Origin of the sequence: Erwinia pyri, from assembly GCF_030758455.1 — a bacterium.
Taxonomy (GTDB): Bacteria; Pseudomonadota; Gammaproteobacteria; order Enterobacterales; family Enterobacteriaceae; genus Erwinia; species Erwinia pyri.
Genome location: NZ_CP132353.1, coordinates 3004868 through 3021256, shown reverse-complemented (window position 1 = coordinate 3021256; position 16389 = coordinate 3004868). Strand labels below are relative to the sequence as shown.

General features: G+C 55.1%; 18 protein-coding genes. 6 read left to right on the top strand and 12 right to left on the bottom strand.

The window, feature by feature from the left end; genetic code table 11:
• Positions 1–3: 3 nt before the first annotated feature.
• A complete protein-coding gene (gene potH, locus Q3V30_RS14235; protein ID WP_306206653.1) occupies positions 4–966 on the top strand; it encodes a putrescine ABC transporter permease PotH in 963 nt (320 codons plus the stop codon).
• Positions 963–1808 (top strand): putrescine ABC transporter permease PotI, encoded by an 846-nt coding sequence (potI, locus tag Q3V30_RS14230; RefSeq protein ID WP_306206651.1) that lies wholly within the window; start codon positions 963–965, stop codon positions 1806–1808. Before potH ends, potI begins: the two co-directional genes overlap by 4 nt.
• Positions 1809–2466: 658 nt before the next feature.
• On the opposite strand, the gene Q3V30_RS14225 is transcribed toward potI, so the two are convergent.
• Genes Q3V30_RS14225 through Q3V30_RS14215 form a run of 3 tightly spaced genes read right to left on the bottom strand, consistent with a single transcriptional unit; the run spans position 2467 to position 4717 of the window.
• Positions 2467–3570 (bottom strand): M20 peptidase aminoacylase family protein, encoded by a 1104-nt coding sequence (locus tag Q3V30_RS14225; RefSeq protein ID WP_306206649.1) that lies wholly within the window; start codon positions 3568–3570, stop codon positions 2467–2469.
• A gap of 24 nt (positions 3571–3594) precedes the next feature.
• A complete protein-coding gene (locus tag Q3V30_RS14220; RefSeq protein WP_306206647.1) occupies positions 3595–4062 on the bottom strand; it encodes a YjiG family protein in 468 nt (155 codons plus the stop codon).
• Positions 4052–4717: a nucleoside recognition domain-containing protein gene (locus tag Q3V30_RS14215; protein ID WP_306206645.1), complete on the bottom strand. Its 666-nt coding sequence runs from the start codon at positions 4715–4717 to the stop codon at positions 4052–4054. The genes Q3V30_RS14220 and Q3V30_RS14215 overlap by 11 nt, the downstream gene beginning before the upstream one ends.
• Positions 4718–5062: 345 nt before the next feature.
• Here Q3V30_RS14215 and Q3V30_RS14210 point away from each other — a divergent pair, with 345 nt between their 5' ends.
• Together Q3V30_RS14210 and rlmC are read left to right on the top strand one after the other, a co-directional pair.
• Entirely contained in the window at positions 5063–5536 is a 474-nt protein-coding gene (locus Q3V30_RS14210) for a YbjO family protein (protein ID WP_306206643.1), read from the top strand.
• Between the two features lie 57 nt (positions 5537–5593).
• Entirely contained in the window at positions 5594–6727 is a 1134-nt protein-coding gene (gene rlmC / locus Q3V30_RS14205) for a 23S rRNA (uracil(747)-C(5))-methyltransferase RlmC (RefSeq protein ID WP_306206641.1), read from the top strand.
• Here rlmC and Q3V30_RS14200 read toward each other — a convergent pair.
• From Q3V30_RS14200 to Q3V30_RS14175, 6 genes are all read right to left on the bottom strand, one after another.
• Complete coding sequence (locus Q3V30_RS14200) at positions 6724–7461, bottom strand: transporter substrate-binding domain-containing protein (RefSeq protein ID WP_306206639.1); 738 nt, start codon at positions 7459–7461, stop codon at positions 6724–6726. The two genes, rlmC and Q3V30_RS14200, sit on opposite strands and share 4 nt — an antisense overlap.
• A gap of 118 nt (positions 7462–7579) precedes the next feature.
• Positions 7580–8248: an arginine ABC transporter permease ArtM gene (artM, locus tag Q3V30_RS14195; protein WP_306206637.1), complete on the bottom strand. Its 669-nt coding sequence runs from the start codon at positions 8246–8248 to the stop codon at positions 7580–7582.
• Positions 8248–8964 (bottom strand): arginine ABC transporter permease ArtQ, encoded by a 717-nt coding sequence (gene artQ, locus Q3V30_RS14190; protein WP_306206635.1) that lies wholly within the window; start codon positions 8962–8964, stop codon positions 8248–8250. Before artQ ends, artM begins: the two co-directional genes overlap by 1 nt.
• A gap of 7 nt (positions 8965–8971) precedes the next feature.
• The gene (artJ, locus tag Q3V30_RS14185) at positions 8972–9703 is read right to left on the bottom strand and encodes an arginine ABC transporter substrate-binding protein (RefSeq protein ID WP_306206634.1); all 732 of its coding nucleotides are present in this window, start codon (positions 9701–9703) and stop codon (positions 8972–8974) included.
• 14 nt (positions 9704–9717) lie between these two features.
• Positions 9718–10446: an arginine ABC transporter ATP-binding protein ArtP gene (artP, locus tag Q3V30_RS14180; RefSeq protein ID WP_306206632.1), complete on the bottom strand. Its 729-nt coding sequence runs from the start codon at positions 10444–10446 to the stop codon at positions 9718–9720.
• A gap of 203 nt (positions 10447–10649) precedes the next feature.
• Positions 10650–11192 carry a lipoprotein gene (locus tag Q3V30_RS14175; RefSeq protein WP_306206630.1) on the bottom strand — a complete coding sequence of 181 codons (543 nt, stop codon included), beginning with the start codon at positions 11190–11192 and terminating at the stop codon, positions 10650–10652.
• A gap of 107 nt (positions 11193–11299) precedes the next feature.
• Between Q3V30_RS14175 and Q3V30_RS14170 the strand changes: the two genes are divergently transcribed.
• Entirely contained in the window at positions 11300–11620 is a 321-nt protein-coding gene (locus Q3V30_RS14170) for a heavy metal-binding domain-containing protein (protein ID WP_306206628.1), read from the top strand.
• Positions 11620–12447, top strand: coding sequence for an N-acetylmuramoyl-L-alanine amidase (locus Q3V30_RS14165; protein ID WP_306206626.1), 828 nt, complete (start codon positions 11620–11622; stop codon positions 12445–12447). The genes Q3V30_RS14170 and Q3V30_RS14165 overlap by 1 nt, the downstream gene beginning before the upstream one ends.
• Before the next feature lie 60 nt (positions 12448–12507).
• On the opposite strand, the gene ltaE is transcribed toward Q3V30_RS14165, so the two are convergent.
• From ltaE to Q3V30_RS14150, 3 genes are all read right to left on the bottom strand, one after another.
• Complete coding sequence (gene ltaE, locus Q3V30_RS14160) at positions 12508–13515, bottom strand: low-specificity L-threonine aldolase (RefSeq protein ID WP_306206624.1); 1008 nt, start codon at positions 13513–13515, stop codon at positions 12508–12510.
• Positions 13516–13575: 60 nt separating this feature from the next.
• Positions 13576–15297, bottom strand: a complete 1722-nt coding sequence (gene poxB / locus Q3V30_RS14155; protein ID WP_306206622.1) for a ubiquinone-dependent pyruvate dehydrogenase — start codon at positions 15295–15297, stop codon at positions 13576–13578.
• Between the two features lie 109 nt (positions 15298–15406).
• Positions 15407–16306 carry a LysO family transporter gene (locus tag Q3V30_RS14150; RefSeq protein ID WP_306206621.1) on the bottom strand — a complete coding sequence of 300 codons (900 nt, stop codon included), beginning with the start codon at positions 16304–16306 and terminating at the stop codon, positions 15407–15409.
• Positions 16307–16389 lie beyond the last annotated feature (83 nt).

Here is a 16389-nt window from a genome sequence, read left to right as displayed (position 1 = left end):
GTTATGAGTCAACATTCTTCAGGCGCCAGCGAGCCGCCAACCCGCAAATCAGGCGTGTTCAGCCTGTTTCTGGGCAAGTTACAGATGAAGCAGGGGCGTAAGCTGGTTATCGCACTGCCTTATCTGTGGCTGATCCTGCTGTTCCTGCTGCCCTTTTTGATCGTACTGAAAATCAGCTTTGCGGATATTGCCCGCGCTATTCCGCCCTATACCGATCTGGTGACCTGGGCAGACGGGCAGCTGACGATGGTGATGAATCTGGGCAACTACATCACGCTGACTGACGATCCGCTCTACGTTGACGCTTATCTGCACTCCCTGCAGGTGGCGGCGATCTCGACAATTATCTGTCTGCTGATAGGTTATCCGCTTGCCTGGGCAGTAGCGCACAGTTCGCCCTCAACGCGTAATATTTTATTGTTATTGGTGATCCTGCCTTCCTGGACCTCTTTTCTGGTGCGCGTCTATGCCTGGATGGGGATCCTGAATGATAACGGCATTCTTAATCGCTTCCTGATCTGGACCGGCGTTATCGATCATCCTGTGGCGATCCTCTACACCAATCTGGCGGTCTATATAGGCATTGTTTACTGCTATCTGCCGTTTATGGTGCTGCCGATATACACAGCATTAACCCGCATCGACTATTCACTGGTGGAAGCTTCTCTTGATCTGGGCGCGCGCCCGCTGAAAACGTTCTTCAGCGTTATCGTGCCGCTGACCAAAGGCGGCATTATCGCAGGCTCCATGCTGGTCTTTATTCCGGCGGTCGGCGAATATGTGATCCCGGAGCTGTTAGGCGGTCCGGACAGCATCATGATTGGTCGCGTGCTCTGGCAGGAATTCTTTAATAACCGTGACTGGCCGGTGGCCTCTGCGCTGGCAGTTATTATTTTGCTGATTTTGATCCTGCCGATTATCTGGTTCCACAAGCATCAGAATAAAGAGTTGGGGGAGAAGGAATGACTACGTTACCTACAATCCGTTCTCCGTGGCGCACGGCGATCCTGGTGGTGTGCTTTTTCTTCCTGTACGCACCGATGGCGCTGCTGGTTATCTACTCCTTTAACTCCTCTCAGCTTGCGGCGTGGGAAAGTTTCTCCCTGCACTGGTACAACGTGTTGTTCCATGATGACGCGATGATAAGTGCTGTGACGCTGAGTCTGACTATTGCAGCTCTGGCAGCAACGGCCGCGTCGGTTTTGGGTACGATAGCCGCAGTGGTGATCGTGCGCTTCGGTCGTTTTAAAGGTTCTACGGGCTTCGCCTTTATGCTGACTGCGCCGCTGGTGATGCCGGATGTGATCACCGGGCTTTCGCTGCTGCTGCTGTTTGTGGCGATGGGCAATACTTTCGGCTGGCCTGCCGATCGCGGCATGCTGACCATCTGGCTGGCGCACGTCACCTTCTGTACCGCCTATGTGGCGGTGGTGATCAACTCACGTCTCCGCGAGTTGGATCGCTCGATTGAAGAGGCGGCAATGGATCTGGGTGCAACGCCGCTGAAGGTCTTTTTCGTGATTACCGTGCCGATGATCGCCCCAGCCATCGTCACCGGCTGGCTGCTCGCGTTTACGCTATCGCTGGACGATCTGGTGATTTCCAGTTTCGTCACCGGGCCGGGCGCAACCACGCTGCCGATGCAAATTTTTGCCACCGTGCGGCGCGGGGTGAATCCAGAGATCAATGCGCTGGCTTCGTTGATTCTGTTCGTTGTGGGGATCGTTGGCTTTATCGCCTGGCGCTTTATGGCGCATGAAGAGAAGCAGCGGCTGAAGGATATTCAGAAGGCGCGCGGCGGGCATTGATGCGCGTGACGGGTGGCAGAAAGCTGCCACCCGTTAAATTCAGCGTTATTGGTGAGTTCAGTGTTCGCACAGGTCAAAACCGGGCGCGGTGAAAAGGCGTCACCCCTTAAATTCAGCGTTGTTGGTGGGCTTAGCGCTCACACAGGTCAAAACCGGGCGCGGTGGAAAGGCGTCACCATAGAGCACCTTATCCGAGACGCCGTAAATACGTCCATGTAGTCTTGGATGCCGCATCCCTGCGGCATACACTCGGCTAACGTGCTCTATGGTGCCACCCAGAACATACGATGTTGTCTTCGATTTCAATGTTCACACGGGTCAAAACCAGACTTACTGCTGGATTTGGATTTAGAAGCCGGTTTGGTTTTCTCTGGCAGGCAACACCAAAGTTGAGGGGAAGGGAGAGGGGGCTGATAAGCAAAAGCTAAGCGGCATGGACGCCGCTTCGCAGCCATCAGGGATGATTTCACGGCGTTTTTGTGTTCAGCCCCCTCTCCCTGACCGTATTACCCTGCCTTCCAGCCAACGTGCCCTTATTAGAAAACAGAATCATCAGACAACGTGCCCTTCTGCTTCCACGGACCAGAACAGTGAACCATCAGACAACGTGCTCTTCCTCTCACTCTGACCAGCGCATCGCCCCTCAGACAACGTGCCCTCAACCCAGCACTTTCTTCACGCAGGCCTTGAATATGCGGATCCCAACCGGGAGCGAATTGAGATCAAAATGCATATCGGGATGATGCAGACCCGGTACCAGCCCGGTGCCTAAGCCCCAGAAACCCGACTTCACATGAGGGCGCTCAACGGCATAGTGGAAGAAATCTTCGCTGCCAGGTGTGGAGCGCACCGGCATCAGCGCCTCTTCCCCCAGCACCTCTTTAATCGACTCAGAAATTAACGTCGTCATCTCCTGATCAATTTCAGCGGCTGGCATCGATTTCAGCACCATAATCTCAGCTGTTGCGCCATACGCCGCCACGCTGTGCTGAATCGCTCTCTCCACGCGCGCTTTTAATACTTCCATATCTTCGTTTTCAGCGGCACGCAGATCGAACACCACGCGTGCTTCATCTGGAATCGAGTTGGTCACACCTGCATCACACAGGAAGCGCGTCGCTTTGGCGCTCCAGCTTTTCCCCGGCGCCATATGCACCGCGTTAACGGCCTGAACCGCACTCACGGCGGCATCCAGCGCATTGATGCCCAGATGAGGACGAGCGCCGTGCGCTGTTTGTCCACGCACTGTTACTTCAACAGTCACGCAGGCGGAGTAGTAGACGGCCGGAATAGCGGTACCCACGGCACACTCTTCTGCAGGCCGCAGATGGAAGCCGAGGATCATATCCACATTATCTATAGCGCCGCCGGCGATCATCGCCAGTGCGCCTGTGCCCAGCTCTTCAGCGGGCTGAAAAATAACTTTCAGACGTCCTTTCTTCACTGCACCTTCAGCAATCAGCTCCTGCGCGGCGGTCAGCACCACCGACGAGTGGCCATCATGCCCACAGGTATGTCGTGCGCAGGCTTCGCCATTGATCACATGTCCCAGCGCATCCATATCCGCTCGCAGGGCGAGCGTTGGCCCCGGCAAGCCGCTATCGAGTACCGCGACGATGCCGGTAGTGGCGTTGAAGTTATCCTGAACCGCGTAGCCTGCCTCTTTCAACTGACTGCTGATATAGGCCGACGTTTTAAATTCCTGAAACCCCAGTTCCGGGATCTCATGCAAATAAGCGTAATGTTCCAAAACTTTTAACACGTTAAACACTCCATTTATCAAGAATCAGGCTACGACTCGCATTATTAACATTGAGATCGCCGCATTAACAATGCTGGTTACCATCAGCAGGGGCCAGTATTTTTTCGGCACGTCCGACACGCCTAGCAGCCGCCCCATATACTGCAGCTGGGAACCCATCAGAAAAATGGCGGGTGCCAGGATGGTGATATCCGCTCCGCTCAGCACGCCTTTGGCCAGCAGGCTCACCGCAACGCCGGTGCCTGCGGAAGAGGAGAGCCAGGCGGTAAGCAGCACGGTAATCGCCTCTCCCGGCAGGCCAAAAACGCCCATTACCGGTGCGAAAATCTGCCCTATAAACCCCATAATGCCCAGCAAATTTAGCATTTCAGCAATCACATAGGCCATCACCACGTTAGGCATTAAATTATGGATGGCGATATGGAAACCTTTACGCGCACCAATAACAAAGATATCAAAAGGGTTCTGACTGGTAAGCGGTTTATTCTGCATGTGGGAAATCTCTTTTATACAGGGTATTCAATATCAGCCGCACCAGAGCGGCCCCAACAAATTTGAGCACAAACATCACCACTAGCGGGATCAGTACGGGAACCGATAAGGAAACAAACAGCGCAGAACCGATGGCGAAATAGTTATTGATCAGCCCGGCACCGGAATATTGCCAGGCGGCCATAATCACCACATCTTTTTTGGAGATTTGCTTTTCATCATAAAGTTCTTTGGTTAAGGCGGCGCCGGCATCAGTACTCTGCAGATCCGTAATCAGAGCCAGCCCGCAGCGACCGGGAATGCCCAAAACAGGTTTCAGCAGCGGCGTGAGGAGTTTATGCGCGGCGCGTATTGCGCCGTAATGGGTAAAAATCTCCAGCAGCCCTAACGCCAGCATCACTGTAGGCACCAGCGACAAGGCAAACAGGAAGCCCGCTTTGGCGCCTGCGCCTCCTTCGCCAACAAAGGTCGTAGCGGCATCTTTGATACTGCCGAATTTTCCGCCCAGCGTGGTGAAATCAAAGGCACCAAGCCACTTCATTCCCTCCACCTTGTAAAAGAGGCCGGAGAAAAATAATATCGCCACCAGCAGCGCCAGATAAGCGCCGAAGCCTGTGGAACGCCTGCTCACTGAGTTAAAATCCTCGTCCTGCATTAATTGACCTCCAGCCAAAAAAAGAAAATGCTAAATACGCGATAAAAGGGCACTCCCCCGGTGGATATATTCCCCTGATTGCGCTAAAAATAACCTGTAAGGTGAGTCACTTAGAATAATTGCACTGCTCATGCCAGAGTGAGGCAATTAAACGAAAGTGCTGCCGACAGAGTGCTTAAGCAGAAATCCTTCTGTCTGACGGCTCATTTAATGAGATCGTGATGATTAAGCACTCGCTGATTATTCACGCCGCTCTTTTGCCTGTAATGGCTAAAGCAGGTGGAACCCCATGATGGCGCACGCGCACTGTTATGGAGCATCAAGGGTGGTTGGCAGGAGAAGGTTATGTCAGAGGTACTCAGAGAAGGTGAGGGGATGCCTGAATCATCAGTGCCGGTTCCGGTGCTGGTGGGGGCAATTGCCATTATCGCCACGCGGCTGCTGAGCGTGATCCTGCAGATAGAGGATGCAGGCGTTGAGGGAATAACCAGTTTTGTCTATCGCAGCGCTCAGGCCTGGGATTCAACGCTGATCTTTATCGCCAGCCAGCTCCTCTTTTTCTTTGAACTACGCTGCGCCGTGGCGCTGATGCGCGGCAGAAACTGGGCGCGCTGGGGCTTTGTCGCCGCTGAAACTGTCGCTCTGCTTTACATGTTCTGCGCCTCAATGGGCTGGATCTACCCGGAACTGTTCAGCATTAATGGCGAAAACAGCGCGCAGGTGATCCCGCTGCTGATGGTGCAGAAGCTGCCAGATTTAGTGCTGGTATTCCTGCTGTTTGTTCCCGCAGGGAGTCGACAATTTTTTCGGCAACGGTGATGCCGCAGTGATACAATCCCCGCCCGTTTTTCGTTTCACGGACTAATCAACTTCATTATGCACTGCGCTCTCTATGACGCCGATCGCTGCCGCTCCTGTCAGTGGCTGACCGTTCCCTATTCCCGGCAGCTCACCGAGAAACAGGATCGGCTTCATCAACTGCTGGCCGATCAACGCGTTGGAACCTGGCTGCCGCCGGTCGTCTCAACCCAACAGGGCTTTCGTCATAAAGCCAAAATGGTGGTCAGCGGCAGCGTGGAGCGCCCGGTCTTTGGGCTGATGCACCGTGATGGCCTGCCGGTAGATTTAAGTAGCTGCCCCCTCTATCCCGCCAGTTTTGCGAAAGTCTTTGCCCGGCTGAAGCCCTTTATCGCCCAGGCGGGCCTGACGCCCTATAATGTGGCGCGTAAGCGGGGAGAGCTGAAGTTCATTCTGCTGACGCAAAGCACGCTTGATGGTGGGATGATGCTGCGTTTCGTGCTGCGCTCCGAAACGAAACTCGAACAGGTGAAACGAGCATTGCCCGCTCTTCTGCAGGATCTACCTGAACTGAGCGTGGTCTCCGCTAATCTGCAGCCGGTACATATGGCTATTCTGGAAGGGGAGCGGGAAATAGCCCTGACTGAAAACCAGGCGCTTGCAGAAAAATTCAACGATGTGCCGCTGTGGATACGCCCGCAGAGCTTCTTCCAGACCAATCCGGAAGTAGCGGCGAAACTCTATGCCACCGCACGCAGCTGGGTAAGCGAGCTGCATATTCACAGCATGTGGGATCTGTTTTGCGGAGTAGGTGGGTTTGGGCTGCACTGCGCCACGCCAGAAATAAAGCTGACCGGCATTGAAATCAGCGCTGAGGCTATCGCCTGCGCCCGGCGTTCTGCCCATCAAATGGGGATGAGTAACGTCAGCTTTGCCGCACTGGACTCCACCGCTTTTGCTACCGGTGAGGGCGCGGTTCCGGATCTGGTGCTGGTCAATCCACCGCGTCGTGGCATTGGTGAGGAGCTTTGTCGCTACCTCAGCACCATGGCGCCCACCTATATTCTCTACTCAAGCTGCAATGCAGAGACTCTGGCCAGCGACATCGCGCGGTTGAGTGAATATCAGGCCGAGCGGGTTCAGCTATTCGATCTGTTCCCGCATACGGCCCATAGCGAAGTCCTGACATTATTGCAGCGCAGGCAAGATTAAGCTGATGGATCAAACCAGCGCAGGCTGAGCTGGTGCAGCGTACCGTCATCCTTCAGACTTTGCAGCGCATTATTAAGCTTCTCCCTGAGTTCACTATTGCCTTTTCGGACGGCAATCCCCAGTCCGGTACCGAAATAACGACTGTCGGTGATGGGCGCACCGACTTTCCCCAGCTGTGGATTGGATTTCAGCACTTCCTGTACTGACAGCGTGTCACCAAAAATTCCATCCAGCCTGCCGTTACGCATATCCAGCAGCGCATTCTGGTAATTATCATAAATCACCGCCACAATTTCAGGCCACGCGGTCTTTAAATAAGCCTGCTGGGTCGTTTCTGCACCAATGCCGACTCGTTTGCCTTTCAGCTGCTCAATGTTGCTGTAAAGCCCCTTTGCCGTCACCAGCGTACCGGAGTTGCTGTAGTAGGGGTCGGTAAAGTCTACGAGGGTTTTGCGATCTTCCGTGATATCCAGGCCGGAAATCACCGCGTCATAACGGCGAAATTTTAGTGAGGGGAGCAGATGCTCAAAAATATTACTGGTGAAAATACACTGCTGCTGCATGCGCTCACACAAAGCTTTCGCTAAATCGATATCAAATCCTACCAGCTGATTATCTGAGTTCATAAACTCAAAGGGCGGATTATTTGCTACAGAAGCAAAACGTAGAGGCTCGGCAGCCTGCGCGTAGCCGCAAATCCAGGTTATCAGAAGGGTCAAAACAAGCTTATGCATCACGTACCGTCCTTGCTGCCACTTAACCCGGCTATTATGAGGCTCCTGAAGCCGGGGTTATCCGCTGATTAACCGTAAAAGAAGGGCTGTTTCTGAAGGATTCCCCGGGCATTGGCACTCAGTTGCGACGCTCGAAGGCCAGTGCACGACGCTCAATAAGACGCATCATCATGGTGAGCACGCCGTTGACGCAGAGATAAATCAGACCTGCGGCAGCAAATACGGTGACGTCATAGGTGCGGCCATACAGCAGTTGCCCATGCCCCATGACTTCCATCAGCGTGATGGTATAAGCCAGAGAGGTACTTTTAAACACCAGGATGACTTCGTTTGAATAGGAGGAGAGGGCACGCTTAAACGCAAAGGGCAGCAGGATGCGCAGCGTCTCTTTACGGTTCATACCCAGCGCCGAGCAGGACTCCCATTGCCCTTTGGGTATCGCCCGCATCGCGCCATAAAAAAGCTGCGTGGTATAGGCGGCACTGTTAAGAGAGAGCGCCAGCAGCGCGCAAAGCCAGGGTTGCGACAGGAGATGCCACAGCCACGGTATGCTCTGAACCCAGGGAAACTGCCCCGGACCGTAATAGATCAGGAATATCTGTACCAGTAGCGGCGTGCCGGTAAACAGGGTGATATAACCCCGTACAACATGCTGCAATACCGCCACCTTCAGCGATAAAATCACGGTGAAAATAAGCGACAGCAGCAGCGCCAGCAGCAGCGAGGCCACCGTCAGCGTCAGGCTGGTATGCAGCCCTTTAAGCAGCTCGGGTAAATAGCTCAGCATCAGGTATTCCCCTGCTCAAACCGCGTAGCACGCGCATCAATTCGCTTTAATACCTGCTGGCTCAGCAGCGTGATCGCCAGATAAATGGCTGCGGCCATCAGATACCAGGTAAACGGCTCCTGCGTACGGGCGGCAATACTTTTGGTCTGCAGCATAATATCGTTCACGCTGATCAGCGACACCAGGGCGGTATCTTTCAGTAACACCAGCCACTGATTGCCCAACCCTGGCAGCGCATGTCGCCACATCTGCGGCATAATCAGACGGAAAAAGATGGCGGGCGTTTTCATCCCCAGCGCCTGACCAGATTCCCATTGCCCCTGGGGCACCGCTTTCAGCGCGCCCCGCAGCGTCTGTGACGCGTAAGAAGCGTAGAGAATGGAGAGCGCAATCACTCCGCAAAGAAACGGACTGACGTCAAAATTTTCAATGGCTATCTGTACCGGGAAGCTGATCACGCCCAGGTTAACGGTAAAACCGTCAGAAAGGGTCAGCAACAGCTGCGAGGCGCCAAAATAGACGAACAGCACAACCAGAATTTCCGGCAGGCCGCGAAACAGCATCACCAGACCGGTGCCCAGCCAGGCAACTGGCCGCCAGCGGGCTGATTCCCAGGCAGCGAAAATCATCGCCAGTATCAGACCCACGACCAGGGCAGAAACGGCAAGGCCGACGGTCATACCGGCGGCGCTTACTAAAGGATAAAGTTCATTCATTCAGGTATTACTGCTGGAACCATTTGCTGTAGATGGTCTTGTAAGTGCCATCAGCTTTCACTTTCTCCAGAGCGGTATTGAACTTGCTCTGCAGTTCAGCGTTGCCCTGACGGACGGCAATGCCCAGGCCCGTGCCAAAGTAAGCCTTGTCGGTCACTTTCTCTCCTACAGGAGCCAGATTGCTGTTTTGTTTCAGCCATTCGTTAACGACTGCAGTATCGCCAAATACCGCATCAATACGGCCATTTTTCAGGTCGAGGATGGCATTCTGATAGCTGTCGTAGGGAATGGCGTTTACGCCAGTGAGTTTTTCGGTCAGGTATTTCTGGTGAGTGGTGCCATTCTGCACGCCAACCCGTTTGCCTTTCAGCGCGTCAACAGAGGCCACTTTGCCTTTCTGGGCGATAAACAGCGCGGAGTTGTCGTAATAAGCTTTGGAGAAAAGCACCTGCTTTTCGCGCTCAGGCGTGATATCCATGCCGGCCATCACCGCATCAAAACGGCGGAATTTCAGGCTGGGGATCAGGCTGTCGAAGGCCTGATTAGTAAAGGTGCAGGTGGCGTTCATTTCGCGGCAGAGCGCGTTAGCCAGATCCACATCAAAGCCCTGAATTTTGTTATCAGAATCCACAAATTCAAACGGAGGATAGGAGGCTTCGGTGGCAAAACGGATGGTCTGCGCGGCGCTTGCGCTCAGGCTTAAACCCGCTAACAGTGCGGCAAGTACGACTTTTTTCATCATTATACCCTGCATTAGTGCGATAGATAATTGGCAAACGCGTCGGTTTGCGGCTGTGTAAAGCGGCTGGCATCACCCTGTTCGACCACGTAACCATTCTCCATATAGACCACGCGGCTGGCCGTTTTACGCGCCACTTCCACTTCGTGCGTCACGATGACCTGCGTGATGTTGGTCTGGGAGAGTTCCTGAATGATCGAAACGATCTGGGCGGTGATCTCCGGATCGAGGGCGGCAGTAGGTTCATCAAAGAGCAGGACCGCCGGTTCCATCATCAGCGCACGGGCGATGGCCACGCGCTGCTGCTGCCCGCCGGACAGATGCAACGGGAAGCGATCGGCAAATTTCACCAGACGCAGGCGATCGAGCAGCTTTCCGGCGCGGGCATGAGCCTGCTCCCTGCTTAAACCCAGCACACGGCAGGGCGCCTCGATCAGATTCTGCATCACGGTCAGATGCGGCCAGAGGTTGTATTGCTGAAAAACCATGCCTACATTCTGCCGCAGTTCACGGATGGCGGCGTCTGAAGGTTTTTTACTGAAGTCGATCTGATGACCTGCAATGCTCAACGTGCCGGAGCGCGGCATCTCCAGCAGGTTTAATACGCGCAGCAGAGAGCTCTTACCGGCACCGCTTGGACCCAGCAGAACCAGCGTCTCGCCCTCCGGGCACGCCAGTTGAATGTCGAACAGCGCCTGATGGGCACCGTAAAAGCAGTTAATACCGTTTAGTTGAATACTCATGCGCTAAAAGTGAATAGTAATTAATGCTGCGGATTTTAACGTTGACGGCATACTTATGCAATCATCGCCGGAGAAAATTACTTTATGACTCGCCGGTAGCGGCAAGCGTGGCAGATGATCGTGCAGTTTGAGGATTTTTGTTACTGTGCGCGACAAGGCCGGAAAGCGGTCGTGCCATCCTGAGATGGCACGAGGGAAAAGCGTTATTTCAGCAGAAGCTGGCTGAGCGAACCGCCTTTCAGATGAGGATTGGGGCTGGCATAGCGCACATCATCCACGCTCCAGCAGGTCCCTTCCCGTACCATTAAAACTTCATCCTGCCACTCGACAGGGTTGCTGCCATCGCGGCTCAGGGTTACGCGCAGCGGAATATTGCGCGCATCGGTATTTGGAATGGTCGAAGAGTCCGCTACGCTGGCCGAGGTCGGGCCGGCGGCCAGGCTTGAAAAAATATCACCCTGATTTAAGTCACTATCCTTACTGCCCTCGCTGTTGGCTTTCATCAGCGTTGCGTAAAGCTTATCGCTCAGATACGGGCGATATTTTGCCAGCTGCTCTGCCCCAGGCAAACCCTGAGTCGGCTGCTGAATACGCAGGTCATAAAATTGCTGCGCAACAGAATCGGGGCCGCCATCAACACAAGGACCCATACGTGTACCAATGTCCTTATACGCGGGTTCAACGGTGGTACAGGCGCTGAGCAGCAGCGCCAGTGGAGCCAGTGCAGCAATCGCTTGGTATTTCATCTTGATTTCCTTATTGTTTCTGGATGACGGTTTTTAGCATAAAGTATAGCCGCTCTGCTTAACCAGAAGGGCTACACTCCCAAAGAACAGCAAAAGGAGCTCAGATAATGAAATTTTCCACTACCCCAACCCTGGAAGGGCACGCCATTACCGACTACTGCGGCGTGGTGACCGGCGAAGCTATTCTGGGTGCCAATATCTTTCGTGATTTTTTTGCCGGTATCCGCGATATCGTCGGCGGACGTTCCGGCGCCTATGAAAAAGAGCTGCGTAAAGCGCGTCAGATCGCTTTTGCCGAGCTGGAGGAGCAGGCGAAAGCGCTGGGGGCGAATGCCGTAGTAGGGATCGATATCGATTACGAAACGGTAGGCAAAGATAGCAGCATGCTGATGGTCAGCGTCACCGGCACCGCAGTCAAAATCAGTTGATGAAGCAAGCGTTAGCGTTAGCGACGGCGGCCCTGCTGCTGAGCGCCTGTAGCCCATCCGGGTTTGAGCCTCATCAGGGCTACACCCTGGATACGCGCCATTCCGCCTTTGGCGCCCGGCCACGTATCAAGGTGCTGGTTTTGCACTACACCGCTGAAGATTTCCCTTCGGCACTGGCTACGCTGACCGACCGTGACGTCAGCGCCCACTATCTTATTCCGGCCGCGCCTCAACTGAAGCAGCGTCAGCCGGTAATCTTACGCCTGGTGCCGGAGAGCCAGCTGGCCTGGCATGCCGGCCCCAGCTTCTGGCGCGGGGCTACGCGGCTGAACGATACTTCGGTAGGCATCGAGCTGGAAAACCAGGGCTATAAGCGCTCAGCGGCTGGCAAGGTCTGGTTTCCGTTCGCCCGACAGCAGATCGCCACGCTCACTCCGCTGGCGCGCGATATCATTCAGCGCTACCACATTCTGCCGCAGGATGTGGTGGGGCACAGCGATATTGCGCCACAGCGTAAGCAGGATCCTGGTCCGCTCTTTCCCTGGCAAGCGCTGGCAAAGCAGGGGATTGGCGCGTGGCCTGAAGCATCACGTGTAAAATTCTATCTGGCAGGGCGCGAGGCGGGAGAGCCGGTGGATCAGGCCCACCTGTTAACGCTGCTGTCGCTTTATGGCTATCAGGCTTCACCTGAAATGACGCCAGGCGAACAGCAGAAAGTGATTGCCGCCTTTCAGATGCATTTCCGCGCGGCAGACTTTCGGGGGCTGCCGGACGCGGAAAGTGAAGCTATCGTGAAGGCGCTGTTGGAGAAATATGGCGCGGGGTAAGAAGAGTGCTGAAAAATTTAATCTTCACGGCCCAGTGATGCCTCTCTCTGACGGCAGACATTAAGCCCGGGCGTGCAAAAAGGCTTTCCACTGGCCAACCAGCGTTTCCAGTGCTGCACGGTCGATATCCAGATGGGTAACCAGCCGCGTTACTGCGCCGGTGCTGATCAGGATCTCATGCTGCTTCATCCACTCTCTGAGCGGAGTAATTTGCGCTTCTGGCAGGCGGACAAATACCATATTGGTATCCTGACGCGACACCTCCACGCCAATCGCCAGCAACTGCTCTGCCAGCCAGGCCGCATTGTCGTGATCCTCTTTCAGCCGCGCCACGTTGTGCTCCAGCGCATATAAGCCCGCTGCGGCAAGAATACCAGACTGACGCATCGCGCCGCCGGTCATCTTCCGCCAGCGGCGTGCCCGCTGAATAAACTCCGCACTGCCACACAGCAGCGAACCCACCGGCGTGCCTAAGCCTTTTGACAGGCAGATCGTCAGGGTATCGCAGTAGCGCGTCAGCGCATTCAGCTCCACGCCCAGTTCCACCGCCGCATTGAAAATACGCGCGCCATCGATATGCAGCGCCAGTTTACGCTCTCGCGTGAAGGCCCAGGCCTCCTGTAAATAGCTGAGGGGCAAAACCTTACCGTTGTGCGTATTCTCAAGGCTCAGCAGGCGGGTGATCGCAAAATGGAAATCATCGGGTTTGATGAACTGCGCCACCACGTCGAGCGGGAGCGTACCGTCTGCGGCGGCCAGGATGGGTTGTGGCTGGATGCTCCCCAAGACTGCCGCGCCGCCAGCCTCATATTTGTAGTTATGCGCAAGCTGACCCACGATATACTCTTCGCCGCGCTGACAGTGGCAGAGAAGCGCAATCAGGTTAGCCTGAGTGCCGGTAGGTAAAAAGAGAGACGCCTCTTTGCCGCTCAGTGCTGCCGCTTTGGCTTCGAGCGCGTTGACGGTTGGATCGTCGCCATAGACATCATCCCCGGTTTCTGCGGAGATCATCGCAGAAAGCATTGCTGCGCTGGGGCGGGTTACCGTATCACTGCGTAAATCAATCACACTTGCGCTCCTTTGATGAAAACGGACGCCGTAGCGTCCGTAAAAAGACCTGCAAATGTTTTACCGCAGCCAGTTGGTTTTTGCCAGTTCAACCACTTCGTCGCCGCGGCCATTGATGATCGCCCGCAGCATATAGAGACTGAAACCTTTGGCCTGCTCCATCTTGATTTGCGGCGGCATCGCCAGCTCCTCTTTCGCGGTGACCACGTCAACCAGTACAGGTCCGTCGTGAGCCAGCGCTTCCTGCAGGGCGGCATCCAGATCGGAAGCGCGCTCCACGCGGATCCCTTTTACGCCGCAGGCGGCAGCAATATCGGCAAAGTTCGGATTTTCCAGGTCGGTGCCATCTGTCAGGTAGCCCCCGGCTTTCATCTCCATCGCCACAAAGCCCAGCACGCTGTTATTAAATATCACTAACTTCACCGGCAGCTTAAGCTGCGCCACCGAGAGAAAATCACCCATCAGCATGCTGAAGCCGCCGTCGCCGCACATCGCGATAACCTGACGCTGCTTATCTACCGCCTGTGCCCCAAGCGCCTGCGGCATGGCGTTTGCCATTGAACCGTGGTTAAAGGAACCCAGCAGGCGCCGCTTGCCGTTCATTCTGAGATAGCGGGCAGCCCAGACGGTTGGCGTGCCGACGTCGCAGGTGAAAATAGCATCCTCATCCGCATAGCGGCTGAGCTGCTGCGCAACATATTGCGGGTGAATAGCCTGCTTGTCGTTAGCCGTAGCGAGATCGTCAAGCTCCTTACGCGCATCGACATAGAGCTCCAGCGCTTTGTCCAGGAAATCCCGATCGTGCTTCACTTCCAGCTGCGGTAGCAGGGCCGAAAGGGTGGTTTTGATATCGCCAATAAGCGCCATATCAACATGGCTGTGAGCGCCAATGCTGCCGGGATTGATATCGATCTGAATGATTCTGGCGTCCGCGGGATAAAAGGCGCGGTAGGGGAACTGTGTGCCAAGCAGCAGCAGCGTGTCGGCGTTCATCATGGCGTGATAGCCGGAAGAGAAGCCAATCAGCCCGGTCATTCCCACATCATAAGGGTTATCATACTCAACGTGCTCTTTACCGCGCAGCGCATGGACCACTGGCGCTTTAAGCGTTTCAGCCAGCTTTACCACTTCCGCATGGGCGCCGGCGCAGCCGCTGCCGCACATCAGCGTAATATTATGGGAGTCATTAAGTAATGCGGCCAGCTTTGCCATTTCACCGACAGGCGGCTGGATCACGGGTAACTGCGGGGCATACCAGTTATCTTTTGCCGCTTCAGGCGCGAGCTTCAGCGCCACGTCGCCCGGCAAAACCACTACGGAAACGCCACGGTTCAGAATAGCCTTGCGCATCGCAATACCCAGCACCTGCGGCAGCTGTTCAGGGTTGGAAACCAACTCGCAATAATGGCTGCACTCGCGGAACAACTCTTCCGGATGCGTCTCCTGAAAATAGCCGCTGCCAATTTCACTGGAGGGGATGTGTGCCGCAATCGCCAGTACCGGTACGCGGTTGCGGTGGCAGTCGAACAGTCCATTAATGAGATGCAGGTTTCCCGGCCCGCAGGAGCCAGCACACACCGCCAGCTCACCGCTGATTTGCGCCTCGGCGCCGGCAGCAAACGCCGCCACCTCCTCATGGCGTGTCGGCATCCACTCGATAGTGCCCATCTTATTCAGGCTGTCGGTCAGCCCGTTCAGAGAGTCTCCTGTCACTCCCCAAATACGTTTTACCCCGGCGTTTTCCAAAGTCTTCGCCACCAGCGCGGCTACTGTCTGTTTCATGCCCTTCTCCGTTTGGCTTAAATTTGTCAGAGTAAAGCATAGTCGAAGGCGAAGCGTTGTCAGGCCGGGCAGAGGAGGGAGGCGGGCAGCCCGAAGGCTGCCAGACGGCTCAGGAAGAGAACAAGGCTATTAAAACAGGGGCAAACAGGCTGAGGACAAAACCATGAACGATAGCCGCAGGCACAATCTCCGTGCCGCCGCTGCGTTGTAAGACCGGCAGGGTAAAGTCCATTGAGGTTGCGCCGCACAGGCCAAGGGCAGTTGAGCGATGGCGGCTTATCAGTGCCGGAATTAACATAATCGCCAGCAGCTCACGCAGCAGATCGTTAAAGAAGGCGGCGCTGCCGATTACCGGACCAAAGGATTCGGTCATCAGAATGCCAGAAAGGGAATACCAGCCAAAGCCTGAAGCGATCGCCAGACCGGTTTTCAACGGCAGATCCAGCGCCATTGCAGCGAGCAGGCCGCCTGCCATCGCGCTGACAAAAACTGTTAGCGCCACCATCATTCCCCGTCGGTTCAGTAAGATCTGACGCAGGGTCATGCCGCTGCCGCGCAGCTGCAGACCGACCAGAAAAAGCAGAAACAGCAGCGCATATTCGCTGGCCAGGGAAGCAAACGTCAGCGGCGTCCATTGCGTGAGACCCAGGGCAAAGCCAGCCACCACCACGCCGCACAGCTTCAGCGACTCCAGCGCCATATGCAAACGAGAGGGCAGGGCTTCCTGACGATGCTGATGCAGCCAGGGGCGGCGTGACTCAAGCAGACGCAACGCCAGCAGGTTGCAGAGCAGAATGCAGAATGCGCTCACCAGACAGTAGTGAAAAATAGCCAGCAGGTTGTGGCTGAGATCGTCCAGGAAGGCCAGGCTGATGCCCATAAAAAACAGAATAACGTAGACCATCCAGCTAAGAAGCTTGTTGACCAGTCGCAGCAAGGAGAGATTTCTGGCAGGTAAAAGGTAGCCCACAATAAGAGGCACAAGAATGATAAACAGTCCCGAATACATGGTGCTGGTCGTCCGTGGAAACAAATTGAGGCGTCAAGCTAGCGAAATTCCCAGGCGGAGTAAAGCATGTTAATAAGATGTTT